The organism is Granulicella sp. L46, assembly GCF_009765785.1.
In the GTDB taxonomy this organism is placed as follows: Bacteria; Acidobacteriota; Terriglobia; order Terriglobales; family Acidobacteriaceae; genus Granulicella.
In genome coordinates this window covers 306,150-330,591 of sequence record NZ_LMUT01000012.1, presented here as the reverse complement: position 1 = coordinate 330,591, position 24,442 = coordinate 306,150, and the positions used below count along the sequence as shown (strand labels likewise).

Sequence of the window (24,442 nt, the reverse complement as noted above, 5' to 3'; positions counted from 1 at the left end):
AGGTTGAAAGCCCATACACATTCATTTGCATCTATTAATGCGATTTAATGCCGCACCATTCTTTACAGACCTCAGCGTAGGGTTGTCAATCTATTTCTTAAAGGGCTTTAGAAAAGCTGGAACACGATGAGGTTCCGCACACAGGCGAGGCGTAAGCGCGGAAAGTTGTGCGTCTTGCAAACACTTGCAGGAGAATGATTTACGGGAGGCGAGAAGTTGTCCAACCAACCCTCAATTCCAACCTAAGAACGTGAAAATTATGCACAGGGTGACTAGCCCTCCCGGCGACTTTTCTCGTATCTCTGCGGACGTTTACTTAATCGATTAATCTTGGCCGGGTTGGCTGGTGCGATGGATTCGGTGGAAAACACGTCCGTAATGGGATTGCCCGTCTCTAGCGTTGGTAGAGCGGCACCTCTCCTGGGGTGAGGATGTGGATGCGATAGACGGTGGTCTGTGCCGTAATGTAAACGGTCGTACCGCGCTCCGCAAAGGCGAGATTGGCTGCAGTCTGTGGCAGTCGAATTTGACCAAGGACCCTGCCGGTGGGGCTGAGTATGCGAATGCCACCGGGGCCGGTGCTCCAGATGTTCCCTGCCGAGTCGACCTTGAGGCCGTCGGGAACTCCGCGGCCGACCGGATGAGGGTAGTCGATCAGCGTGGTGCCGGCGGACAGAGAGCCGTCTGGGTGCACGTCGTAGCGCATCACGCACATGTCCGGGCCGGAGTTCGCGACGTAGAGAATCTTGCCGTCGGGCGAAAAGCCGATGCCGTTGGGCAGCGTGAGATTTTTAATCACCGGCGTCAGCTTGCCGTCTGCGTAGCGGAAGACAGCATTGAACGGAAGCTCTTTTGCGGGGTCCTTATCGCCGAGGGCGAGGCCATACGACGGGTCTGTGAACCAGAGGGAGCCGTCTGGAGCGAAAACGAGGTCGTTGGGGCTGTTGAATTTCTTGCCGTCATAGGTGGAGAGGAACGGTCGAAGCTCCAGGTGATCTCCGACGCGCACGATACGTACAATCTTCCGACCGCCCTGCTGGGCGAGCAGGACGGTGCCATCCTTGTCCGTCACCATAGCATTGGGGCCGAGATACGATCCGGCGGGTGGGTTGGGGTAACCTCCAGACTTGTCGAGCAGAAGCTGCACGGAGCCATCGGCCGATACTGCATAGGTTTTGTCGCCCACGACGTCAGAGATCCATAGACGACCTTCGTACCACATAGGGCCTTCGGTGAACTTAAACGTGTCGGCAACTTTTTCGATCTTCGTTCCTGGGGCGATGACTGAATCCAGCGCGGGGTCGAGCCGAAGGATCTCAGGTTGCGATGATGGAGCAGCCTGGGCTGCGGCCGCGAGCACGTAGGGAAAAAGCGGGAGAGCCCGAGGCGGCGCAGCGAGGACGACGACGGAAGCGCACACACAAAGCGCGCCACGGGTGAAGTGTCGAGTGTGCATCCTTGCGCGCCACCTTTGCTGGAAGAGAGTTTTCACGCGATGGGTGTACCTCCGGCTTTGTAGATGGCCTCTATTGCGAGCATGTCCTTGAGGCCTTCTTCGCCGGGCGATTCCGGGCGCTTGTTTTGGCGAATGCAGTCGGCGAAATGCTCTGCTTCCAATGCGAACTGGAACGGAGATTTGCCTGTGCCGAGGACATCGATCGGTTGGCCATTGACGCGGCCGACCATGTGCACGCCGTCGTAGAGGAATGCAGGTTGCATTTGGAGATAGCCTTTGTCTCCATTGATCGTCAAGAATCCTGGAGCGATCTGGCCGTAGGAACAGCCGCAGGACGCAATGATGCCGGAGGGAAGCTTCATGGTCCACTCTACCGATTGCTCAACCTCCGCGAAGCGGCCACTGAAGTCGCGGGTCGAGACGACGGCGGTGAAGCTGGTGGGCTCCTCGCGGGTGAGATGACGGATGGCGTTGAGCGGATAGATGCCGAGATCGAGCACCGAGCCGCCGCCGCCAAGTTTGCGGCTCAGCCTCCATGTGCCTGCGCGCTGCTGATTGAAAAATCCTCCCTGAAACGACTGGATATCGCCGATGCCGCCGGAATCGATGATCTGCATCGCCTGTTGCCAGGTGGGGTCGTAATGTACGCGATAGGCGATCATGAGCTTGACGTTAGCGGTGCGGCACTCCTGGATCATGGTGCGGCATTCGGCACTGGAGACCGCCATCGGCTTCTCACAGAGCACGTGCTTGCCGATCCGTGCGGCGCGCACGGTGTACTCGCAATGCATGCTATTGGGCAGGCCGATGTAGACAGCATCAACATCTTTGTTGTCGGCGAGGCGTTCATATTGCTCGTAGGTGTAGATGGAGGTCTGCGGAATGCCGTACATCGCCGCGTACTTGCTTCCCTTCTCTGCCGGATGGCCGGTGACGAGCGCGGTGATCTTCGCTGTCTGGGAGTTGGCGCACGCACGCATGAAGATGTCCGAGATCGATCCGAGGCCAACGGCGGCGAATCCTACGGGTTTTTGTGGGCCAGGGGCCTGGGCGAAGGATCGAAGAGGCGTCGCCGCTAGTGCGAGCGCGGAAGTCTTCGTGAACTGGCGGCGATCCATTGGTTACCTCTTGGGAAACAGCATGGCTTTTCGCGCCAGCGGACTGTTGATTTAATTTTGAGTTGCTGCGGTGCCGTAGCCAATGGCCTTGTCGACCCACTGAATGAAATATTTCATGTTGGGTGCGTCGGTATGGCCGCCATCGTCCTGGCGCCAGGCGAGATGTCCATCCAGCAAGCCGTCGTTTACGGGTGGCATCTTTGCGGTGTGATAGTCCTCGTCCACACCTACACCCTTGACGCCGAGCAACGTAAAGACGGGGCTCGCCGCAACAGTAGCCATGTAGCTTCCGCGCTGATCGAGCCATTGCGCGTCGCCCTTCTCTGGGATGCCATAGCTGATGAATGTCAGGCGCGGCGCGCATAGGGCAATCAATTCATTGGAGTCGACAGGAAGATCGCCGGGGGTCTTGCTTCCAAAGCTGGCTTCAGCGGCTCCATACTTTAGAAAGTTGCCCGCCATCCAGTGGTATTCCCCATCGGAAGCGAGGCTCTCGACCGCTTCTCCAAAGTTGCGGCGCAGGGGCGTTGCGCCACCTTTGCCTGACGAACCAACCAGGACCATGGCGAAGCGTTGATCGAAGGCCATGGTCACGAGGGCAGCCTTTCCGTAGCGAGAGACACCTTCGATGCCGACGTGTTTTGCATCGACCGCGGGATCGGTCGCCAGGTAATCGAGGCCGCGTCCTGCGCCCCAACCCCAGGCCCGCAACGAACCCCATTGATCGGGCGTGCGCGGCTGCCCTTTGTTTACGAGGCCAATGATGCCTCGGGTGAGGCCCGCTCCGTTGTCGGCTTGAATGCTTTGCGGGTCGATGGTTACGAAGCCCCAACCGGCGGCGATGAGTTCCCATGTGTTCGGCGGATCGCCGTCGGCATTGAATTGAGGAAACTCGAAGGGCGCAGGAAGGTTAGGCTCCCACGCGGGATGATCGGCGAAGACTTGCTTTAGCGAAGGATCCTGCTGCACGAGGAGCGCCTTCTCTGCTGCGTTGATCCGATCCAATTCGTCGACCGAGGGCTGATTGGGTGCGGGGAAACCTGCTCGGCCGAACATCATGAGGACCGGGACCGGGCCGGTCGCGTTCGCCGGGAGAACGAGCGTCATGCGGATGGTGACGGAGATCAGCGGATAGGCGGAATTGTCCACCTGTCCAACTAAGGCCTTGGCTATCACTGGACGGCCGCCAATGATCTCGTGATCCGTGGCGACTACGGACCAATGCACGGCGGGCACATCTGCTGGAACTCTGCCGTAGACGTTCTCCTCGAACGCGTGCACAATCTGGGGCCGCCGCACGTCCCACCATTCCTTCGCGGTCGTTACGAGTTGGCCATTATTTAGTCGCAGTGCGTCGGGAAGGAGTGGGTGGGGATTCGCGAGCGTCTCATCATAGTTCGCGTGGTCAGGCGCCTTTTCATTGCCACTTGGCCCAGGTCGCAGGCGCTTGACTCCAAGTTGATCCATCATGTTCTGATGATCTTGCGCGGCCGTGAAAGTTACCGGCGGAGGCAGCGATGGGGTCGAGGCGCTATTCTGCGCATGCGCAGCCCAGCCCATGCACGCGGAGAGTACGAGGCTGACGTTGATGGCGGAGCTTCGAGATGCAATGGATCGGCGCATGAATCTCTCCAGAGATGCTGCTCAGTCTTTGTTGCGTAAAGCGCTTTAGTTCGGGATCCATAGTAATGCCTGAGACCTACGCCCGGATAGAGCCGCCCGCCGATTCAACCTCTGATGCTGTATTAACAAGACGTTAGCGAGGAGGCTTTCCTTGAAGACGTCTTCGCGCGCCGTCGCGAGTTGGCTGAGGCCAAGGGCCGCTTGTGCACCTACTTCAGTTGGACCAGGTGCCAGGTGGCGTTGTCGTTGCCTTCGCGATCGAAGGAAATTTTGCCGGACACACCTTCATAGTTGGTCGCCTTGGCAATCTCATCCCGGACACGAGCACGATTGGGGCCTGCTATTTGCAATGCCTGCACGGTCAGTATCACCGCATCGTAGGTTTGGCTTGCGACAAGGCTCGGAGCGACCCCGGTAGATTGCCGGAAGCGCGCTGCGAATCGTTGGCGGTTGCCGGTTGGTTCATCAGCGCCGGCAACCGTCCAGACATCACTGGCGGCTAACTCACTCGTCGACGCGTCGCGCATCTCGGAGCTTGCATCTTGAAAGAGGTAGCAGAGGGTTTTCACTCCTGCGCTTCGAAGCGCATTTAAGAGGATTGCTGCGGTCGACGGGTCCGCCGAAATGACGATGGCTTGTGAGGCCTCGGCCTCGATTTTTCTCATGATGGGTCTGAGATTGAGTGGCAATTCATCGAGCGCGATCACGCCAGGGGCTCGAGCACCGAAGGCCGACGTGGCTTGCTTCATTTCCTGGATGGCACGACTGCTCTCAGGATCGTGCTGCGCGATCAACAGCACGTTTTGTAGCTTGCGCACACTATAGATATCTTGGGCAATACCCTGGGTTTGCTGGTCGTCGCTCGGGCCCATGCGGAAGATCCATGGGATATCAACCTGCGTCGTCGTTGGGTCCGCGGAGAGGGTCAACACCGGTACGCCGATGCGGTTGCCCACCTGCTCGCACAGGTGCGTATCGACTCTGCTGGTGGATGTGATCACTGCGACTGCTTCGTCGTTAAGCATGAGGCGGATCACCGCGTCGGAGACCATTCCCCAGGACGGTCCACTCGAGTCCTCTACGGCTAACGCTACGTGGCGTCCGCGGGTCAATCGCTGCGATGCAGTGTCCCGCAGTGCCATCTGAGCGGCCGCTACCATCGCGTCGCCCTCCGCCTTCCGTGCGCCGTGCAGCGGAGCGAGAAGCCCAATCCGAACGACCTGGCCCGTCAGATCGTATGCGGACGCCCGCCCCGGCCCTGCGTATCTTTCAACCTCTGCGGAGATGGAAGCGTAGGGCGTCGGCGTCGTGGTTTGGGCACGCGTCGGAGCGGCAAACCCGGGTAGCAGCAACGCAACGATCACAGCGCAGAGGGCTAGTTCCCTATCGCGCATTGGCTGCATCGTTGGGCTTCCAGTCAGTCCGCCGTTCTGGCCAGTAGGCAAACTTCCCGTCGCGAATCTGCGCAAAGGTTACGGGCGCGATGTTGTTCAGCGTGTAATCGAAGAAAGCGCTTCCACTCACACCTGCATAGTGCTTCATCTCATAGCCGCGCAATGCATCCATGATGAGACCACGATTGAGACCTGCCTGGCTGATTGAGCCCATCAGCATGTTCGCGCCGTCATAGGCGTAGGCGGCGTAGGCATCGGGCTCGACGCCGAAGCGTTTTGCAAAGCGCTGCTGGAAGCCGGTCCAGGTTGGATCGTCGCGCGTCGGATTGATGGCGCTGATGACAGTCAAGCCCTCTGATGCCGAGCCAGCGATCTTGATGACTTCGGGACTGCAAATACGGCTGCTGCCAAACACCGGTTGCTGCATACCGAGTGCGCGCATCTGTTTCAGGATGAGGCCAGCCTCGGCAGCATTGCCCCAGATGACCAGGCCGTCCACGCCACTCGCTTTAATCGTCTGCAGTTGAGAGGAAAAGTCCGTGGTGTCGGTGGCAAACCAAACCTCGACAATCGGCGGGTGACCGATGCGTCGCGCTGTTTGAGCAAATATTTCCTTTCCTACTCGACCGTAGCGGTTGTTCACTTGCAGGATGCCGATCCGTTTCAGATGGCGCTGCAGAAAGATGTAGTCCGCGAGCGCGTAGCCTTGCTGCCGGTCGTCGGGAAAGTTATGGAGTAGCCATGGAACGAGGGTCTGAGTGACGGTTGGGTCGTTGGTAGCGGTATCCATGATCGGCAGTTCAAGCTTCAAAGTGGCGCGAAGCTCGATGTGCGTGGAGGCGGAGTCAACGGAGCCGAGCATCGCCCATGCCTGATCTTTGAAGCGCATGTCAACGATCGCCATCGAGGAAGCTCCCCACAGCGCCTGATCGTCATGGATGGCTAGCGCGAATGGTTTGCCACGATATCCCCCGCTGGCGTTGACCTCGTCAACAGCGAGTTCTGCGCCGTGCAGCATTGAGACACCATAGGGTGAGTCTTCATTGTCGGCGTCCAAGGGTCCGAGAAAACCGATGTTGATTGTCTTGAGCGTAGCCACATCTCCGTCCCGCTCGCTTCGTGCAGCGCCGCTATACTCAAGCGTGTCCGGCTGCACATACCACTCCTGGTAGGGCTTGCGAAAGCTCGCGTACGGGCGGGCGGCGGGCGGCATGTTCGCGTACCGCATCACCGTTTTGTCCATCGGAGCTGCGGGGAGAAACGCCTGCGCGGTTGCGCGATGTACCGTCAAGCCTCCGGCCGCCAACAGCAGGACCGTAATGCATTGTTTCGTCCTCATCGTTTGACCTTCCTCATCGACCGCTAGCTCTTGCATGCCGGGCCAGGCTCGTCATTGGATCGTTCCTTGACTGCGCTCCCGATTTGCGCTCACGGACGAATTCAACAATTCTCCGCAGCGTCTCGGGAGTGATTGCCTGGTCGGCATCGCACAATGGCCGTTGAGCGTCGGGACCGCGGCCCCACGTCGAGACCTCGATCAACAAACCATCGCTTCCGAATTCAATCGCTGCGCGGCTTGCCTGCTCCACCCGGGATGCCATACCGGTCGCATGACTTGGGTCAACGATCACTGGAAGAAATGTCTCCGCTTGTACAGCGGGAACCACATTGAGATCGAGGGTGTATCGCGAGTACTCTCCGGCAGTGTGCGTTTTAATACCGCGCTCGCAAAGAACAATGTTGAGGTTCCCTTCGCTGGCAATGTACTCGGCTGCGCCCAGCCATTCGCACAAGCTTGCAGCCATGCCGCGCTTCAAGAGGACGGGCTTGCCGCTGCGCCCTGCCTCGACGAGCAACGGATAATTCTGCATGCTGCGAGAACCGATCTGGAGCATGTCCGCATATTGACTGACCAGTTCGACCAGCCGTACATCCATTACTTCCGTAACGACGGGAAGGCCGGTGAGATCGCTCGCGGCCCGCAGAATTTTTAGGCCTTCCAGGCCAAGCCCTTGAAAATCATGAGGCGAGGTGCGTGGTTTGAAGGCGCCACCGCGCAACATGTCTGCGCCGGCGGCTTTCACGCTAAGCGCGAGTTCGATCATCCGGCGCTCGCTTTCGACGGCGCATGGTCCTGCAATCATGACGGGGACGCCTGTCCCAAAGCGCACGGCGCCCACTTCCACTTCGAAGGCGCACCCGTCGGCAAACTCGGGATGCGTGCGCCGACTTATCGTCGGACACATCCGCGAAAGGTCTTCGAGGGTCACTTGTCCTGCAATCTTCTGGCTCATGCTGGAGCTCCTTGCTTTCGTTATTTCGCGCCCTGCGGATCGATCGCTGTAGGTGCTTCGAAGATCGCCATGGCTTCCATTTCATAGAGGAGCGTCGGCCAGCAGAGGATGGCCTGGATGCCTGTGGAGGCGGGTAGGATTTCGAGACCCTGTTCTTTGAAAAACTCCGTGCGGATGAGGTTGAATTGCTCATAGTCGCGTTCAATATCGCGAAGATAGCAGGTGGTGCGAACCACATCTTTCCACGTGGCGCCTTCTGACTTCAGAAGTGCCGTAACGTTCTGATACGCGCGCCGGGCTTGTGCGCCGAAGTCGCCGGGATGAACGGTCTCGCCGCTTTCTCCAACGCTGGCTGTTCCGGAGATCATCAGGATCGTGATGCCCTTGATGTCCAGGCGCATGCCGCGCGAGAAGGACGAGGGGCGCTGGTACTTGTATGCCTCATTGAGCGCCATGGGAGCGGACATCGCTTTTTTGCGAATCGATTTGTGCGCGCCGATGGTTCCATTCGTTACGTTTTGCGTTGCTACGATCGTGCTGCTCATATTCGTTACTCCTTCGGTTGTGCGTGGATACCGTGGCTCAGACCTTGTGCAGTCGCCACCCAGATGTCGTCGCCTTGAAACGCTGTGTTGAGAATGTAGCTGTGCGCCAGGCTAGTCTCCGTGGCGATCCGCTGCTTGCTGCCATCCGCGTGGGTGATGAGGATTTCTCCGCGCCCCGTTTTTGGATCGCGGCTGTAGGTGGTCCAGGTGTTTGTATTTGTGTCGAGCTGGCTGAGGCCGCTCTGCGTGGAAGCCCACACGTCGTCTCCGCGCGACTGCACCGCGTTGATGAAGTTTGAAGCCAGCCCGCTGTCCTTGGTGAGATAGTTATGCCAGTTCCGGCCGTCATAGCCGCTCAGGCCAAAGTAGGTGGATGCCCAGAATGTCTTCGTGTCAGGGTTGTACGAGACGCTGCTGACGATGTTATGGATTAGCCCCTGGTTTCGATAGAGAACGAGCTCTTGCTCTCCGTCGGGGTCGGTGAACGGCTTCCAGGTTTGTTTTGCGAGATCGTATGCCAGGACTCCGCCGCCCCAGACGGCGAAGTATACCTTTTGCTGAGCAACGGAGATTCCATAGGCCCACGGCTCGTTGAACGGGGCATTCGTTTCGTTGAAAATCGACCAGGTCCCTGTGTTGGTGTCAAGGCGATTGACGCCTGCCGCTGTTGCCACCCATAGGAACTGCCCTTGCAACGCGACTCCGTAAACGAGGTCGTTCGCTAGACCGCTGGTCAGATTGGTGTAATTCTTAAATTCCCCACCCGAGTAGAGGCTGAGACCGCCGAAAGTTCCTATCCACACGTCGCCATTTTGTTGATCCACCGCGACGGACATCACTGCCCGACCGGCCAGACCGTCGTCTGTCGAGAATATTTTTTTCACGCGGCCATCTTCGAGCAAAACGAGTCCATGCGATGTTCCGGCCCAGACACGCGAACCATCTACTGTTACGCAGTACACCTCACCCTCTGGAAACCCATTCGCCGCGGTGTAATTGATCCACTTTGTGTAGAGGGCTGGCTGGGTTGCACGGTTCTGCGCAGGCGCTTGTGTCATGGCGCACGGCAATGCGACGAGTAGCAATGCCATGCTCAGCAGAGTCCTTTGGAGTACGGTCGTGGTCTTGTTCGGGTTCATCGCCAGCCTCATAAGGTCTTCAAGTACTCGATCAAATCGTTGAGCTGCGCCTTGTTCATGTCAGAGGTGAGGCCATGTTTATCGTCGGGATTAAATCGTGTCCAGATCTCTTCCAGCTGGAGCGCCTCTCCGTCGTGCAGGTATGGAGGCTTCATGACAGCGCCTTCTAACTGAGGTACATCGAACGCGGTGATTGTGTCGTACTTCGTTGCTGTGCCGACATCGATCTGAATCTTCGATGTGAAATGCGTCAGCGGCGAGTGGCACGTCGGGCACTGCTGTAATGGAGAGATCGGCGCACCGCTGTTGGTCTTTTCGCGAAAGAACAGTGCCTGGCCGCGGGTCTGCGCGTCGGTCAGATGTCCGTCTGCCGCTAAATGGGGATTTCTGACGAGATGCAGCGAAAAGATATAGGCCACGAGGTCTTCTACTTCTGTGGGGCTGAAGCCCTGGGAGCGGAAGATGTACATGGCTGTTCGCGGGCCATCCTGTGTCTCAAGGTCCGGATTCTTACCGTTCCACTTGAAGGGTTCAGTCCCCTCGATGCTGTAGAGCGTGCGATTCTCCACGACATCACGTCCGAGTTGTGGCGTCTCAAGGCTCCACGCGAGGCCGTCCGAAAGCCCTTCATGCGGGTGGCACGTGGCGCACGCCATCTGCCCTTGATAGCAATGGCTCGCGTCAAAGAAGAGCTGCTGCCCTCGACGGATCCGCGAAAGCTGCTTGGGACCACCGAGATCAATCGTTGCCGCGAGCTGGAGTCGCGTCATGTCCAACACGCTGATTGTGTCGTCCATGCGATTGGCGATGTAGGCGAAGCGTCCGTCGGCCGAGGTGACTACGTCGGTTGGATTGCGCCCTGTTAGAAGGCGAGCAGCGACGAGTTTGTGGGCCGAATCCAACCGATTTGCGAGCTCCAGCCGATGCATTGGCCTGCTGTTCAACAGAAGCGTCCGAAGCCTTGATGTATCGACGATGGAAACGATATTCGATCCGGAAGCGGTGACCAGCGCCCAGTGCCCGTCAGGCGTTGAGGCAACGCCAAATCCATCAGCGTAGTAATGATCGATATCGTCCAGGAGCAGCTCGGACACCTGGTAGTCGCGCGCTTCTCCTGCGCTCGTAGCGGAGGGCCGAATCACGGCCATGCCATGGGTCAGATAGCCGCCCTGCTGGATCTGAACCAGCGGGTTAAGGTTCTTGGGGCGCATGAACGGGATGAGCAGATAGCCTCCCGCGGCGGCAGGCAACTCCGTGATGTGGCGCAGTTGGAGGACTCCGGGAACTTCGAGGCGCGCCGTCACTTGCTGGGTCGCAGAGTCGATCACAGTCAACTCCGATATGGGTGGTTGATCCGGCGGACCGAGACGTGCGAGGAGATTCGCAACATACACGCGGCTGCCATCGCGCGAGAGAGCAACGTATTCTGGGAAACGTCCGGCGTGAAGCCGTTTCTTCTCCGTGCCGGTTCGCAGATCGATCACCGAGACGTCATCCCCAAGTGTGTTGGCGACGTACAACGTGATTCCTGCTCGGTCGGTGACAAGCCCGACGGGGTTCCAACCTACGCTGATTGTGCGCCGGATGGTCAATGTCTGTGCATCGATTTCAGTAACGGCATCGCTCCCTTCGTCGGAGACGTAGAGCGTATTTCCGTCAGGCGAGATTGCGATTCCCTTCGGCCGTTTGCCGACCTCCGCACGGCCGACGATGCGTTGAGAGCGCGTGTCCACCGCGAGTACTGCGTCGCTGTCCTCGCAGACGACGTACAGGCGCTGACCATTCGGCGAGAGTTGCAGGGCGACCGGGCTTAGATAGCGGATGGCGGCTTCCGGCGAAGAGGTATGTTCTGCGGCTGTGGCAGGCTTCGGCCGTTGAGCAATAAACATGATCAGCGCGATGATCACGGACAGCAGCGCAATACCGAGAAGGGCTTCGTCTCGACGGCGAACGCGCGATGCTGAACGCTTACTGGCGGTGGTCATGGCGTCTTCGCCTTGGTTGGAGCTGCGGCGGCGGTTGATACCGACTCGGTAATCTTCAGCACCTGTTCCGCCTTGATATCGTGCAGAGTCTGGACGACCCCGCTGGGCCAATGGATCGTCAGGGTATCCACGAGCGCATGCTGACCTAAGCCGAAGTGAGGACGCGGATCATTCTGCGAGAGGTATCCGCTGGCCGAGGTGGACTGCACCCATTGGTGCAGGTCTCCGGCAATTGCCTCGAGGCTCGCTCCAAAGCCGTCGCGATTACTGCGCGTTCCCACCAGCTTGATCGTCAGCCAGTGATTGCGCTTCTCCGGCGGCGGCGTGTTGTGCAGCAGAATTCCTTTGCCACCCAGCGCCACGACAAACGCGTCGACATATCCATCGTTGTCGTAATCGGCGAAGCAGGCGCCGCGGCTGACGATCTGGGTTTGGAAGAAACTTCCCGCCTGCATGGAGACGTCGGCGAATGTTCCGTCGCCGTTGTTGCGCAGCAGCGAACTCTGTTGGGGGATGAGCCACACCAGGCCGCCGTTCACGATGAACAAGTCCTTCCATCCGTCATTATCGAAGTCGAACAAGCCATCGCCCCAGCCGACAAATTGTGCTGAGACCGATCCGACTCCAGATTCGTTGGTCATATCTTCGAACGGTTCGCCCGGATTTCCGCTGTTGCGCAGCAGGCGGTGGAAGTGGGCATCGGAGACGAATAACGCTTGGTGTCCCTTATTCTCATAGTCACCGAAGACAGGACCCATTGCGGTGGAAGCCTCGCCGTTTTGTCCGTACGCTACGCCCATTTCAGCGGCGACATCGGTGAACGTACCGTTGCGGTTGTTGTGATAGAGGAAGCTCGCCATCGTGTCGTTCGCAACATAGATGTCAGGCCATCCATCGCCGTCATAGTCCCCGACCGTGACACCCATGGCACGTCCGGGCTGGGCGCGGATACCCGATGCCGCGGAGACGTCGGTGAACGTTCCGTCGCCGTTGTTATGGAAGCGCCGGTTCGTTTCTGGCGCGTATTCGAGCGGTCCCGGGTACTGCTGCGCTGAATAAAACTGCCGGTTGGCCGGATCGTACTTCAGGTAGTTTCCGACAAAGAGATCAAGGCGACCATCGCGGTCATAATCGAGAAACGCGGCACCCGTTCCGAAGTTCGGGTTGGCTACGCCGGCCTTTGAGGTGGTGTCGGTGAAAGTTCCATTGCCGTTGTTGTGATAGAGGACCGCCGAGTTGTAATTGGTGATGTACAGGTCTTCGTTGCCATCGTTATCGAAGTCTCCCGCCGTAACGCCGACACCGAAGCCATTGCCGGGAACGCCCGCCTGCGTCGTCACGTCTGTGAACGTGCCGTCACCATTATTGCGATAGAGGTGGTTGGTCGCGTCGATCCCGTCAGGCGCAGAGTGGTCGGTGAGCCCGTCGACATGCCGACCGTTGACAACGTAGAGATCCATGAAGCCGTCGCTGTTGTAGTCGATCCAGGCGCATCCCGATCCCGTACCCTCCTGGATCGAACTCAGAGCTTTTTCACCGAAGGAGTGTTGGAAGTTGATCCCAGCCTGTCTGGTCACATCCTCGAACTGCGGAATGGGCGTGGTACGGGCTGCGTTGTCGGCCACAACGGGGGCTGACTGAGCATTGGCGGCGGGGGCGGTTAAGGCCGGTAGCGAGATTGCAATGCCTATTGCGTAGGTTCTGAGTGAGGTTTTCACGGTCGTGCTTTCTTCTGCGTACCTGGGTTGATGACGATTTCACCCATGAGGGGCGTCGGTGTATCCAAGCGCTGCAGTGTTAGGGGCGAACGATTCTCCGGTGCCAGCGCTTGGCTCTCGTGACATCCAACGCATCCGCGATCTTCGCCGGAGCGCACCCACATCCAGCTGCGCTGCTGCTTCAGAACTTCACCGTGCACGCCGATTAACTGAAGGCGTATCGGCAGGTCCGCGGGCACCGTCGCGTAGAACGATCCATCCCGTTCGACCGGGGCTTCTCCCAGGATCTTCTCGCCGTCCTGCGTTTTGAGCAGCGCACGCACACGAACGATCTGATCGGGCAATCGGCCGGTCGTAAAATCTTTGGAGGCATAGGCATCGAGGCAAATGATCCGTCCGGATTTACGATCCGGATGCAAAATGCTGCTGTAAGTGAGCGCCACAGTATGGGGAGCGATGAGAACGGCCTGAACGCTCGACGCGTGCGCATCCCGGTAGAGCAACTGGTCGCGGCCCCTACTGTTTGGGAATATCTGATAAAGATCGAACCGGTGGCCCGGGGCTCGCCGCGATACCAGTAATGTCCCATGGTCGAGCGCGTTCGCGGACGCATATCCCGAATGGGCGCTCTCGATGGCTGTGGCTTGCAAGGCTCCGGGATGAATCCATGCGAGATGTTCTTCCGAAGCGCTCGCTGCATTCCGCTGCATGAAGAGGATGGTCCCGTCGGTCAACTCGACCGCGCCGCTGCGAATAGCCTGTGCGGTACCGTCTTGTCGCAGCAGCATCAACCCTGACCCATCCGGATCGACAAGATACAAGCTCCGCGCCTGATTCACCGAGGGAACGTCGACGAGCGGCGCCTCGGCAGACAGCAGCAGTCGGCCGCTGCGCAAAACGGCCTCCACTTCGTATCTGCCCGGTCCGAACGTAATCGGGTGCGCTTCAGACCCATCGTTGCGGCAGATTTGCACTTCCGAAGTACGAGCAGGCTCCACGCCTCGCAGCGACGTGTAGGCGATTTCGCCGACTGCTAAGTACTCGGGCTGGACACAGTCTCCGGCGCAATGAGTGACCTGCCGCGGACTTCCCCCTTTGACCGGGATCTCCCATATCTGCCAATTAGTGTTGCGCTGGGCCTGGGCGGCAAAAAGGAGATTGCGGCCATCGAAGGACACCTGGGGATCAGCGGCGGCGAAGAACTGAGGCGTCAGGAGGATGAGCACAGATGGTGCCGTGACTTCGGCTCCGAGGCGCAAGCGCACGAGGCGGCTGCCGAGCGGAAACCGCCGCGCGGGATCGCCTGCCGTGAATTCAGGCGCCTGGATGAAGGCGATGTCTGTGGGATCCTGGGCCGTGCTCGCGGCGAGGGCGAAAGCGGTGACGCTCTGTGTGAAGGCAGGCGCCTTATACAACGCGCACAGAGCTATACCCAAACCTGCACATACGACTTTCCCGACGACGTCCATAAGGGCCTTCGCGCACGCGGAACAGTCCAACCGGCGCGCTCTTTCAAGCTTCTGATCGTTGGGAGATGTATTAGGTATACCAACTTGAACGCAGCGTGTAATGGACTTATTGAAGGGCGTCCGTATCCACCGATCGATGGAGAGACCACGGCTGTTGCACGCAGAAATCGGCGGTTTGTGACCGATGCCGAGAAATTCTCTAGACTGTAGACACATGAATTCTGCAGCTTCAACGGATCTTCGCGATGCCGGAACCTCCGATCACTCGTCGCCCTGCTGGGAGCAACTGATCGTACCGAGTTCTCCGGCGAGTTGGCGGCTGCTCGGATCGGGATCCTTGGCCGGAAGACGTGTTCTGATCACGGGGGCGGGGGGGTCCATCGGATCGGCGCTGTCGCATGCGGCGGCGGCGTCTCGGCTAGCCAGCCTAGTGCTTCTCGACAGCTCGGAGAATGGGCTCTACCAAGTAGATCGCAGCCTTCATGAGGCGGGTTCGCGGGAACATATTTCCCTTCTCGGCAGCGTCTGCAATTCCGATACGCTCGATCGTGCGCTGACCGCGCATCGACCCGAGATTATTTTCCATGCAGCAGCTCTGAAGCATGTTCCATTGATGGAACAGAAACCGTTTGCGGCCATCGAGAATAATGTGTTCGGCACGTACGCCCTGGCGCATTCTGCCATCGCGCACGAAGTAGAGCAGATCATTCACGTCTCCACGGATAAGGCGGTTAAGCCGCGCAGCATCATGGGCGCGTCCAAACGCGTTGCAGAGCTCATTCTTCTTAGTCTGGCGGGCTCTACCCGGATGAAAGTGGTGCGATTGTGCAATGTGATGGGCTCGCAGGGTAGCGTGCTTCCGCTATTTCTTGAGCAGATTGCGTCGGGTGGACATGTCACCGTAACGCACCCCGATGCGGAGCGATACTTCATCACGTTGGATGAAACTGTCCGAACTCTGTTCGACACGCTGGATGTGGCATCCACAAAGAAGCTGCTTCTTCCCCGCATCGGCCCTGCCGTCCGCATCGTCGATCTTGCGCGATATTTAATTTCGCTCCATCAAAGCCCGGTGTCTATCGAATTTACGGGGTTGCGACCTGGCGACAAGCTTTCCGAACAGCTTCTTTCGAGCCGCGAGACGGTCAGTTCCCAAGGTAAGGTCGGTGGCTCGGGCCTGCAAGCCATCGACACACCGATACCTGCTGCGGCGGACGTGAACGCTGCATTGGATACGCTCCGCGGAGCTGTCTATAAATGCGACTTGCCGGAACTGCTGCGGGGGATCAAGGCCCTTGTACCCGAGTACCAGCCCAGCAGCCTGATCATGGCAGCGAGCAAGGATCAGGCTGCTCTGGAGCTGGCAACGGAGATACGCGCATGAGACGCACGATCGCGGTTGTCACGACCTCGCGCGCCGATTACGGCCATCTCTATTGGGTGCTAAGAGATCTCGAAGCACACCCTGATGTTGACCTCAAGTTGATCGTGCTGGCGGCGCATCTTTCGCCTGAGTTCGGCGCCACGGTTGGCGAGATCGAGCGCGACGGGTTTCCGATTGCGTCGCGTATTGAATGCCTGCTCAGCTCCGACAGCGACGTTGGTATGGCGAAGACGCTCGGGCTAGCGATCCTTGGCCTGACGGACGCGCTGGCGCAGATGCGGCCGGACCTGCTGCTGCTGATCGCGGATCGCTACGAGATGCTTGCACCGGCGAGCGTCGCACTTACTTTGCGGATCCCCGTGGCACACATCGAAGGCGGCGAGATCAGTGAGGGCGCCATTGACGATGCTGTCCGCAATGCGCTCACCAAGATGGCGCACATTCATTTCACGTCGACCGATTTGGCGCGGGCACGGGTCATATCCATGGGGGAGGAGTCATGGCGTGTCCATCGGACCGGCGCACCCTCGCTGGACCACATTCGCCGCAGCACGCTGCTCACCCGCGCTGAACTTGAGAAGGCTCTTGAGCTTTCGCTGGCGGACGATGTTACCGTTGTCGCGTATCACCCCGTGACGATTTTCAGGCACACGACGGCCGAGGCGGATGCAGTCTTTGCGGCGCTTGAAAGTCTTTCCGGGCAGATTATCTTTTGCTATCCCAACGCCGACGCAGGGAGCCATGAGTTGATGGCTCGCATTCAAACCTTCTGCGCTACACGTCTTGACGCGCATTTGTTTATCAACCTTGCTTCGATTACGTATTGGAGTCTTCTACGCGAGGCTAGCGTGCTGATGGGCAATTCCAGCAGCGGCATCATGGAGGCTGCGTCCTTTGGGCTGCCCGTGGTGAACGTGGGGATGCGGCAGCAAGGTCGCGAGCGCGATCCCAACATCCTGGATGCGGAGGCGACGGTCGAGTCCATCCGGGCGCAAGTCGACCGATCCCGGCAGCCTGCATTCCGCGAGAGCCTGCGGTCCATGAAGAATATCTATGGCGATGGACACGCTGCCGAGCGAATCGTGGGCGTCCTTACTTCGATACCGCTTGAAGGTTTGCTGCATAAGCGTGCTCAGCCACTTCCGGCGGAGCTTCGGCCATCCTGATGAACTCGCCCAAGATTCCTCTCTCATCGCCGGATGTTACCGAAGCTGAAATTGAAGCGGTCGCTGCGACGCTGCGCTCACCACAACTCAGCCTGGGGCCGCGTCTGGCCGAGTTCGAAACGGCCTTCACGCTCCTGACGGGGGTCGAACATGCCGTTGCCGTAAGCTCGGGCACCGCAGGCCTGCACCTCGCGATGCTGGCACTCGAGATCGGCGCGGGCGACGAGGTCATCGTTCCCTCGTTCACTTTCATCGCCGCCGCCAATGCCATTCGTTATGTTGGCGCGACTCCTGTGTTTGCTGACATTGACAGCGTCACGCTTAACCTGTCGCCGGCCGCGGTGGAGCGGGCGATCAACTCTCGCACACGGGCTATCGTTGCCGTGCACACCTTCGGCATTCCAGCCAATATGCCTGCACTAGTTGCGCTCGCGGGGCGGCACCATCTTGCGTTGATTGAAGATGCTTGCGAAGCTCTCGGCGCGACCATTGATTCGCAGCCGATTGGGTCCTTCGGCGACATCGCCGTCTTCGCCTTCTATCCCAACAAGCAGATCACGACTGGCGAGGGCGGCATGATCGTGACGCGCGACGCTGGCCTTGCTTCGCACATGCGGAGCTTGCGCAACCAAGGGCGCGCGCCGACTGACAGCTGGCTACAACATACAGAGATTGGGTACAACTATCGGCTGTCCGAGATTGGGTGCACTCTGGGAATTGGCCAGATGAGACGCCTGCCCGCGATCCTCGACCGGCGCGAGGAGATCGCACACATCTATCGCCAGCACCTAAGCGCGGAGCGTCGCCTCATTCTTCCGATCGATGAAATGCCTGGTTGCTGCATCAGCTGGTTCGTCTATGTAGTCCGTCTTGCGGATAAATTTACTGCTGCGGATCGCGAACTGGTCATCCGGGAACTCGAGCAGGCGGCCATCGGCTGCGGACGATATTTCGCTCCCATTCATTTGCAGCCGGCATACGCCGATGTTCCCGTTGCCGCGGACCTTCCCGTTACCGAGTCGGTTGCCTTGCGCACCATTGCCCTTCCCTTCTTCAATCGCATCAACGATTCACAGATCGTAACCGTATGCGACGCCCTGAAACTGGCTGTCAGGCGTATATCTTAATCACCCGATCTTTTCAGTAACAAATAACCTCGAGCGCGAGCGAACATGCCTTTCTTCTTCGATGTACGGAACATGGCAACACGGGCCACACGGCGCCTGGGCCTCGGCTTGGTGGTCATGTCAGTGGCTTTGTCTCCGGGGCTCCGCGCCCAGCAGCAGTCCTCAGCGATCGAGGCGGCGCGCCTCAACAATCTCGGAACGGCGCTGGTGGGCCAACAGTTCCTCGATCGCGCAGTCAGCACCTTCGCTGCAGCAGCTAAGGCCGATCCGAGCCTTACCCTGGCCGAGGTGAATGAAGGCATCGCGCTGATGTATCTGCAAAAACTTCCGGAGGCGGAGAGGCTGCTTGAGGCGGCGGCCATCGCGGATCCGAAAGACCCTCACATCTGGTACGCCCTTGGCTTGCTCTATCGCAACGAGAATCACCCCGAGAAGTCGCTGGAGGCCTTTCAGAAGGTTGCGGCGCTTAGGCCTGGCGATCCTGACACGCACTACATGATTGCGTCGGTCGACTTCGAGTTGAATAATCTTCCCGCCGCGAAGGTGGAGTATCAGAAGGCGCTTGAGCTGGATCCGCATCATGCTTCCGCGTTGTTCGGTCTTGCACGCGTGCTTCGTCGCGAGGGGGATACGGCTGGCGCCCAGCAGGCTCTAGCGCGCTTTCAACATATAAGCTCCGCCAAGCTCGGAGCGCCGCTCTCGCACAACTATGGAGAGGAAGGAATGTACGCGCGCGTAGAAGATGCCGCGTTGGCGCCCACCCGCGTTGAACCTATGATCCCTGTCGCGTTCAGCGAGTCGTGGCGCTCGCCTCCCGCGACTCCGGCGACGACCGGTATGAGCGGTTCAGCGTGTCTCATCGATCTGTCGTCCGACACCGAACCAGCGCTTATCCTGATGGGCAAAGGTGAGGATGCCATCCGCGTGTATGACCGCGTGGGCTCGACTCGATTTTCGGCGGTTCCCTCCTCCGTCACGGGCATTCACCTTGCTGGCACTGGTCTCGCGTGCGCAGTCGGGGATTTTGACAACGACGGGCTTCCGGACCTGGCTCTGGCGGTGACTAGCCCGGATGGGCAGGATCGTATCGCGCTTTATCGCAATCTTGGCAAAGGGAGCTTTGAAGATGCCACCGCCGCCTCCGACATCACTGCTACAAGTCACCCGACCAGCCTGATGTTCGTCGACTACGATCATGATGGGGATCTTGATCTTTTCATTACTGGGTCGCCGACGGCCTCACATGCTTCGCCCAACACGCTTTGGCGCAATAACGGTAACAAGACTTTTACCGACTGGACAAAGTCGACCGGCCTTGAAGGAACTGCTTCCACAACTGCGGCAATTCTTTCCGACCTCAATAACGATCGCGCCGTGGATCTGCTGGTAGCGGGCAAGACGAACGCTCCGACTTTCTTCGCGAATAATCGCGAAGGACCATTTGGTTCTTCGCCACTGTATTCGGCGAACCTGCCACCCACCGTCTCGGTGGTAACGCTGGACTTCAATAAAGATGGATGGATGGATGTACTTCTCTCGCACTCCGGCGAACCGGGCGTAACGCTTTGGCGAAACGTCGATGGGAAAAACTTCGAACGTGTGTTGTTGCCCATGAACGGCATTCTCAGTGCCACGGCAGCGATCCCGATTGACTTCGACAATGACGGTTGGATTGATATCGCGGCACTGGTCCAGACGCGGCGCGGGCCTGAACTTCGGGTGCTGCGCAACCTTGGCCCCGCTGGCTTTGTGGATGTCAGCGCACAACTCAAGCTGAACGAACTCCATCTTCACTCACCGAACTCATTGCTAGCGGGCGACGTGAATCGCACAGGCGCGGCAGACCTGATTGTTACCGATTCCGACGGCTCGAGCGTGCTGTTAGCGAATGTTGGAGGCAACCGTAACCACTCGCTGCACATTGTGCTGCACGGCGGTGCGGACAATAAGAGCGGCATCGGTACGAAGGTCCAGGTCTTCGCGAACGGGCTCTGGCAGAAGTGGGAGGACACGGGCCAACGCGAGATTCTCGCCGGTCTTGGCAGCGCAGACAAGGCAGACCTTGTGCGCCTGCTATGGCCCACCGGGGTTCCGCAGGATGAGATTGACGTCGCGGCGAGCGACATGCATCCCATCACCGAACTCGATCGCCGCGGTAGTTCATGCCCAACGCTTTTCGCGTGGAACGGAAGCCGCTACAACTTCGTCGCAGATGTGATCGGCGCGGCGGTGATCGGTCACTGGGTGTCGCCTACGCACACAAATATTCCGGACCCTGACGAATGGATCAAGGTGGACGGTGATCAGCTACAGGAACACAACGGGCTATTTAGTCTCCGCTTTGGCGAGCCCATGGAGGAGGTCAACTTTGTGGACCAGGTTCGGCTGGTTGCCATCGATCACCCCTCCGGCACGGCGGTCTTCCCCAACGAAGGCTTTCTCTCTGAGCCCCCGTTCGCCAAAGCAAAGACGATCGTTGCCGCTGTCCCGCGTCCGCTCGCTGGCGCTTGGGACGATCACGGCAACAGCGTGCTGGACGTGCTCAGCCAGCGCGACATCGGCGATCGGGAGAGACGGAACTACGTTCGCGATTTCACCAATCTTCCGTTTGCCGGCTTTGCTAATCTTCATTCGCTGACCATCGACATTGGAGCGTGGTCGCCGCAGCTTCCTCTGCGCCTTCTGTTGCATGGGTTCATCGAATACTTCTCGGCTAGTTCCATGTACTCAGCCTGGCAGGCTGGTCTCTCGCCCGTTCCGCCGTATATTGAGGCGCAAATGCCGGATGGTTCCTGGCGGAAGGTAGTTGCCGACATGGGCTTCCCTGCCGGCCTGCCTCGCACTGTTACGGTCAATCTCACGGGTAAGCTTCCCGAGGGAGTGACGCGTCTGCGCATCACTACCAACCTGCAAATCTATTGGGACCAGGTGCTGATCGACAACGAAGCCTCACCACAACAGCAGCCTGATAACGCGGTTTTGGCAACGCACACCACGGAGCTTCCGCTTGCCCATGCCACGCTGGCTTTCCGCGGATATCCCCAGCAGCTTGATGGGCGCACGCCCGGCGACCTCACCTACAACTATCAGCGCATGAGCGCCACTGGACCCTTCGTTCCTCATCGCGGGGCTTATACGCGATACGGCGACGTGACTCCGCTGCTGCACGCGATTGACGACGAGTTCGTGATCTTCGGCACTGGCGAGGATATGGACCTGGAGTTCAAGGCAGTCGCTCTCCCCGCGCTGCCGAAGGGTTGGTCGCGCGACTACTTCTTCTATGCGAATGGCTTTGTGAAAGACATGGACTTCTACGAGGCGAGGCCTTTCAGCGTCGGCAGCCTGCCCTTTCACGGCATGAGCAGCTATCCCTATCCTGCAACCGAGCACTACCCAACGGATGCTGCCCACACGGCCTATCAGCTCGAGTACAACACTCGCTTTGAGTCTGGTACCGTGGATCGCTCGTTCAAGTTCGACTATGTTCCTCATACGTCGACGCTGCAAGCCCAACCATAGGAAGCCTGACTTGAGCGATCTTCTCACTCAACCCGCCGTCGATCTCGTTGCCCTGCTGGCAGCACAGAAAATATCCGCTTTCGAGCTCGCTGAGCTGCACATTGAACGCATCGAGCAGCTGAATCCTCAGCTGAACGCCTTGGTCGACTTTGATCCGGACGAGATTCGCCGGCAGGCGATAATGCTCGATCAATCGACAGCACCGCGCGGTCCGCTTCATGGCCTTCCGCTCACAGTGAAGAGTTCCATCTCAGTCGTAGGACGTCTGTGCGAGACCGGCAGTCTCTTCAATCAAGGGCGTCGTCCAACGAGTGATGCTGAGACCGTCACGCGTCTACGCAAGGCGGGAGCGCTGATTCTCGGGACGACAAATTGTCCTGAGTTTTTGATGGCCTACGAGACCGACAATCGCCTGTATGGTCGCACGTCCAACCCGTGGGATCTTACGCGCACCGCGGGCGGCTCGAGTGGCGGAGAGTCCGCAGCGATCGCAGCCGGGCTCTCTGCGGGGGGGCTTGGCTCGGACGGTGGTGGGTCGGTTCGCGAGCCTGCTCACTTCACCGGCATCTGCGCGATGAAACCAACACCCGGCCGCATTCCTACGGCTGGCCATCTACCTGACACCCTGGGACCGTTTGCCCTTCTCGGCACCATTGGGCCGATGGCGCGGACGATGGCTGATGTCACGTTGCTGTTCCGCGTAGTCTCCGGTGCACTCGACATCGACCCCGTCGCCGCGCCCGTTCCCTACCGACCGTCTACTGCGGAGGCTCTCAAGACAATCCGCATCGGCTACTTCGAAGACGACGGCCTGGTTCCAGTCACGGCGGAAACCCGGCAGGCTGTGCAGGATGCTGTGCACTCGCTGCGTCGCCACGGCTTTCACGTCGAGGCGTTTCGGCCGCCTTCTCTCGAGCGGGCGCGGGAACTCTGGTACACCTACTTTGTCCGTTGCGGCGCCCTGTTACTGGAACCATTGGGCCGCGGCCGCGAGTCCGACCTCAGTCCTACATTTCTTGACTTCCTCTCGACCGCCCGCGCGCACGCACCGCTAGCGGCGGACGAACTGCTCGGTGCCTGGCGCGAGACCAATATCGTTCGATCGCAATTGCTCGTGGAAATGCGCGATTTCCCTATCCTGTTAAGCCCCGTCTGCTCGATCCCCGCGTTCCGTCACGGCGAACGCAACTGGACATTGCATGATGCAAACGGTACAGCGCGGTCGCTCGCCTACCTTGATGCCATGCGCTTTACCCAGTGGTTCAATCTGCTCGGCGCTCCTGCCGCGGTCGTTCCGATCAGCCGCTCAGCCGAGGGCCTTCCGATCGGCCTGCAGCTAGCTGGACGCCCTTATGGCGATGAAGACGTGCTCGGGATTGCCAGCATCCTTGAAGAGGATTTTGGTTACGTAGCACCGCCCGCGCAGTACCCCTAAGCAGAGAGTTGTACGCAAGGCTCTCAAGATTAGTCAAGGACTACCGGAGCCGGCTGATGCCTTCCGCACAACAACGCCCAATCTTCCGCGCTCCTGCGATCGGAAGATCCGGCGCTAAGTTTTTTGACAATTAATTAATCAGTGACAACACTCCAGCTCTTGTCGGGATCAAACGCGGTGATTGCCTCTGCAGTCTGGGTGGTTGTCTTGCCAAGGTCTTTTTGAAGTAGCACATCATCCTGGTTGATGATGAAGGTCATCACTCCCGAGTTGCCGTAATTGGAAGGATAAGCGATGAACGCATACCCGCCCGCCATCTTCCCGTTGACCAGGTAGTCTTTTGCGCCGCCAGGGGCGTTGCTGCCCTGGCTGTTCAGCATCTTGAAGTAGTAGCCGTGGAAAGGCAAGTGCGCATCCGGCTTGGCGTTATATCCTTCGTGGGTCGCAAGGGCCACGAGCGGACCGAGCGGGCTGGGAGGCTGACCTTGCGACGTCTCCCAATACAATCCGTTTTGCTTACCCGGATCACTTAGGAACCTCGGCGCGAACTGTTGTGTGCTATCGCCATTTCGAGGTTGGGAGTAGTACTCGGCCTGCGCATCTGCGATCGCGTAACAGACGTCAATTACTGCAAGCTCATTTCGCCCGATACGACGCCTCAAGATCTCCTCTTCTCCAGCTCCAGCATCGAAGAACCATTTTCCGTCGCTGGTCTTCCTGAGCGGGATAGGGAATGCAAAATTGTCAGCTCCCACCAACAGTAGCTGAGTGCCGTCAGGCATCTTGCGCCAACGGTGCATCGTCCCGTAGGCCTGAACGTAGGCATCTGTCGCGGCCTTGTCCTGAGTGGCATCTCCTGAGAAAATGACGTTCTTTGCTTGAGGGCCGAAAACTGCCAACACCTGGTTTTGATCGCCTGACTTGGCCGCTTGCTGGAGCGCATCGCCAGCTTCATCGGGAGAGGCAAATGTTTCGTACGAAGGCGCCTTCTTGCAGGCAACAAGAACAATCGTCACCGCCATCAAGGTTGAGCAAAGTGTTACTCCGACTCTACGACTATTGAGCGACAT

Annotated in this window: 17 protein-coding genes; 5 read left to right on the top strand and 12 right to left on the bottom strand. The window is 58.9% G+C overall.

Going from position 1 to position 24,442, the window contains the following annotated elements; all coding sequences use genetic code 11:
* Positions 1-394: 394 nt before the first annotated feature.
* From GSQ80_RS10670 to GSQ80_RS10620, 11 genes are all read right to left on the bottom strand, one after another.
* Complete coding sequence (locus GSQ80_RS10670; protein ID WP_158787631.1) at positions 395-1,456, bottom strand: SMP-30/gluconolactonase/LRE family protein; 1,062 nt, start codon at positions 1,454-1,456, stop codon at positions 395-397.
* Between the two features lie 32 nt (positions 1,457-1,488).
* Complete coding sequence (locus tag GSQ80_RS10665) at positions 1,489-2,574, bottom strand: Gfo/Idh/MocA family protein (protein WP_158787630.1); 1,086 nt, start codon at positions 2,572-2,574, stop codon at positions 1,489-1,491.
* Positions 2,575-2,625: 51 nt separating this feature from the next.
* Positions 2,626-4,197, bottom strand: coding sequence for an acetylxylan esterase (locus GSQ80_RS10660; protein ID WP_254059576.1), 1,572 nt, complete (start codon positions 4,195-4,197; stop codon positions 2,626-2,628).
* Positions 4,198-4,406: 209 nt separating this feature from the next.
* Complete coding sequence (locus GSQ80_RS10655) at positions 4,407-5,591, bottom strand: ABC transporter substrate-binding protein (RefSeq protein WP_158787629.1); 1,185 nt, start codon at positions 5,589-5,591, stop codon at positions 4,407-4,409.
* Positions 5,581-6,930 (bottom strand): ABC transporter substrate-binding protein, encoded by a 1,350-nt coding sequence (locus GSQ80_RS10650; protein WP_158787628.1) that lies wholly within the window; start codon positions 6,928-6,930, stop codon positions 5,581-5,583. The genes GSQ80_RS10655 and GSQ80_RS10650 overlap by 11 nt, the downstream gene beginning before the upstream one ends.
* Before the next feature lie 13 nt (positions 6,931-6,943).
* Complete coding sequence (gene aroF, locus GSQ80_RS10645) at positions 6,944-7,885, bottom strand: 3-deoxy-7-phosphoheptulonate synthase (RefSeq protein ID WP_158787627.1); 942 nt, start codon at positions 7,883-7,885, stop codon at positions 6,944-6,946.
* 20 nt (positions 7,886-7,905) lie between these two features.
* On the bottom strand, positions 7,906-8,430 hold the full coding sequence (locus GSQ80_RS10640; protein WP_158787626.1) for a Rid family hydrolase: 525 nt from the start codon (positions 8,428-8,430) through the stop codon (positions 7,906-7,908).
* Positions 8,431-8,435: 5 nt separating this feature from the next.
* Positions 8,436-9,569, bottom strand: a complete 1,134-nt coding sequence (locus tag GSQ80_RS10635) for a regulator (RefSeq protein ID WP_158787625.1) — start codon at positions 9,567-9,569, stop codon at positions 8,436-8,438.
* A gap of 8 nt (positions 9,570-9,577) precedes the next feature.
* A complete protein-coding gene (locus GSQ80_RS10630) occupies positions 9,578-11,554 on the bottom strand; it encodes a beta-propeller fold lactonase family protein (protein WP_158787624.1) in 1,977 nt (658 codons plus the stop codon).
* Positions 11,551-13,272: a CRTAC1 family protein gene (locus GSQ80_RS10625; protein WP_158787623.1), complete on the bottom strand. Its 1,722-nt coding sequence runs from the start codon at positions 13,270-13,272 to the stop codon at positions 11,551-11,553. Before GSQ80_RS10625 ends, GSQ80_RS10630 begins: the two co-directional genes overlap by 4 nt.
* Complete coding sequence (locus GSQ80_RS10620) at positions 13,269-14,741, bottom strand: hypothetical protein (RefSeq protein WP_158787622.1); 1,473 nt, start codon at positions 14,739-14,741, stop codon at positions 13,269-13,271. The genes GSQ80_RS10625 and GSQ80_RS10620 overlap by 4 nt, the downstream gene beginning before the upstream one ends.
* A gap of 214 nt (positions 14,742-14,955) precedes the next feature.
* Between GSQ80_RS10620 and GSQ80_RS10615 the strand changes: the two genes are divergently transcribed.
* The 5 genes from GSQ80_RS10615 (at position 14,956) to GSQ80_RS10595 (ending at position 23,372) form a co-directional block, all read left to right on the top strand.
* A complete protein-coding gene (locus tag GSQ80_RS10615; RefSeq protein WP_158787621.1) occupies positions 14,956-16,125 on the top strand; it encodes a polysaccharide biosynthesis protein in 1,170 nt (389 codons plus the stop codon).
* Positions 16,122-17,291 carry a UDP-N-acetylglucosamine 2-epimerase gene (gene neuC, locus GSQ80_RS10610; RefSeq protein WP_158787620.1) on the top strand — a complete coding sequence of 390 codons (1,170 nt, stop codon included), beginning with the start codon at positions 16,122-16,124 and terminating at the stop codon, positions 17,289-17,291. The genes GSQ80_RS10615 and neuC overlap by 4 nt, the downstream gene beginning before the upstream one ends.
* On the top strand, positions 17,291-18,418 hold the full coding sequence (locus GSQ80_RS10605) for a DegT/DnrJ/EryC1/StrS aminotransferase family protein (protein ID WP_158787619.1): 1,128 nt from the start codon (positions 17,291-17,293) through the stop codon (positions 18,416-18,418). The genes neuC and GSQ80_RS10605 overlap by 1 nt, the downstream gene beginning before the upstream one ends.
* A gap of 72 nt (positions 18,419-18,490) precedes the next feature.
* Positions 18,491-21,937, top strand: coding sequence for an FG-GAP-like repeat-containing protein (locus tag GSQ80_RS10600; protein ID WP_254059575.1), 3,447 nt, complete (start codon positions 18,491-18,493; stop codon positions 21,935-21,937).
* 10 nt (positions 21,938-21,947) lie between these two features.
* The gene (locus tag GSQ80_RS10595) at positions 21,948-23,372 is read left to right on the top strand and encodes an amidase (RefSeq protein ID WP_158787618.1); all 1,425 of its coding nucleotides are present in this window, start codon (positions 21,948-21,950) and stop codon (positions 23,370-23,372) included.
* A gap of 134 nt (positions 23,373-23,506) precedes the next feature.
* Here the strand turns inward: GSQ80_RS10595 and GSQ80_RS10590 are convergent.
* Positions 23,507-24,442 (bottom strand): DUF2950 domain-containing protein (locus GSQ80_RS10590; protein ID WP_158787617.1); only part of this gene is annotated, 936 nt, incomplete at its 5' end.

What these genes read in the sequence shown, in the direction of transcription:
- aroF (WP_158787627.1), bottom strand. Translation starts at nt 7,885, where the DNA reads ATGAGCCAGAAGATTGCAGGACAAGTGACCCTCGAAGACCTTTCGCGG.
- GSQ80_RS10605 (WP_158787619.1), top strand. Translation starts at nt 17,291, where the DNA reads ATGAACTCGCCCAAGATTCCTCTCTCATCGCCGGATGTTACCGAAGCT.
- GSQ80_RS10640 (WP_158787626.1), bottom strand. Translation starts at nt 8,430, where the DNA reads ATGAGCAGCACGATCGTAGCAACGCAAAACGTAACGAATGGAACCATC.
- GSQ80_RS10615 (WP_158787621.1), top strand. Translation starts at nt 14,956, where the DNA reads ATGAATTCTGCAGCTTCAACGGATCTTCGCGATGCCGGAACCTCCGAT.
- GSQ80_RS10670 (WP_158787631.1), bottom strand. Translation starts at nt 1,456, where the DNA reads ATGCACACTCGACACTTCACCCGTGGCGCGCTTTGTGTGTGCGCTTCC.
- GSQ80_RS10620 (WP_158787622.1), bottom strand. Translation starts at nt 14,741, where the DNA reads ATGGACGTCGTCGGGAAAGTCGTATGTGCAGGTTTGGGTATAGCTCTG.
- neuC (WP_158787620.1), top strand. Translation starts at nt 16,122, where the DNA reads ATGAGACGCACGATCGCGGTTGTCACGACCTCGCGCGCCGATTACGGC.
- GSQ80_RS10665 (WP_158787630.1), bottom strand. Translation starts at nt 2,574, where the DNA reads ATGGATCGCCGCCAGTTCACGAAGACTTCCGCGCTCGCACTAGCGGCG.
- GSQ80_RS10650 (WP_158787628.1), bottom strand. Translation starts at nt 6,930, where the DNA reads ATGAGGACGAAACAATGCATTACGGTCCTGCTGTTGGCGGCCGGAGGC.
- GSQ80_RS10635 (WP_158787625.1), bottom strand. Translation starts at nt 9,569, where the DNA reads ATGAACCCGAACAAGACCACGACCGTACTCCAAAGGACTCTGCTGAGC.
- GSQ80_RS10660 (WP_254059576.1), bottom strand. Translation starts at nt 4,197, where the DNA reads ATGCGCCGATCCATTGCATCTCGAAGCTCCGCCATCAACGTCAGCCTC.
- GSQ80_RS10600 (WP_254059575.1), top strand. Translation starts at nt 18,491, where the DNA reads ATGGCAACACGGGCCACACGGCGCCTGGGCCTCGGCTTGGTGGTCATG.
- GSQ80_RS10630 (WP_158787624.1), bottom strand. Translation starts at nt 11,554, where the DNA reads ATGACCACCGCCAGTAAGCGTTCAGCATCGCGCGTTCGCCGTCGAGAC.
- GSQ80_RS10655 (WP_158787629.1), bottom strand. Translation starts at nt 5,591, where the DNA reads ATGCGCGATAGGGAACTAGCCCTCTGCGCTGTGATCGTTGCGTTGCTG.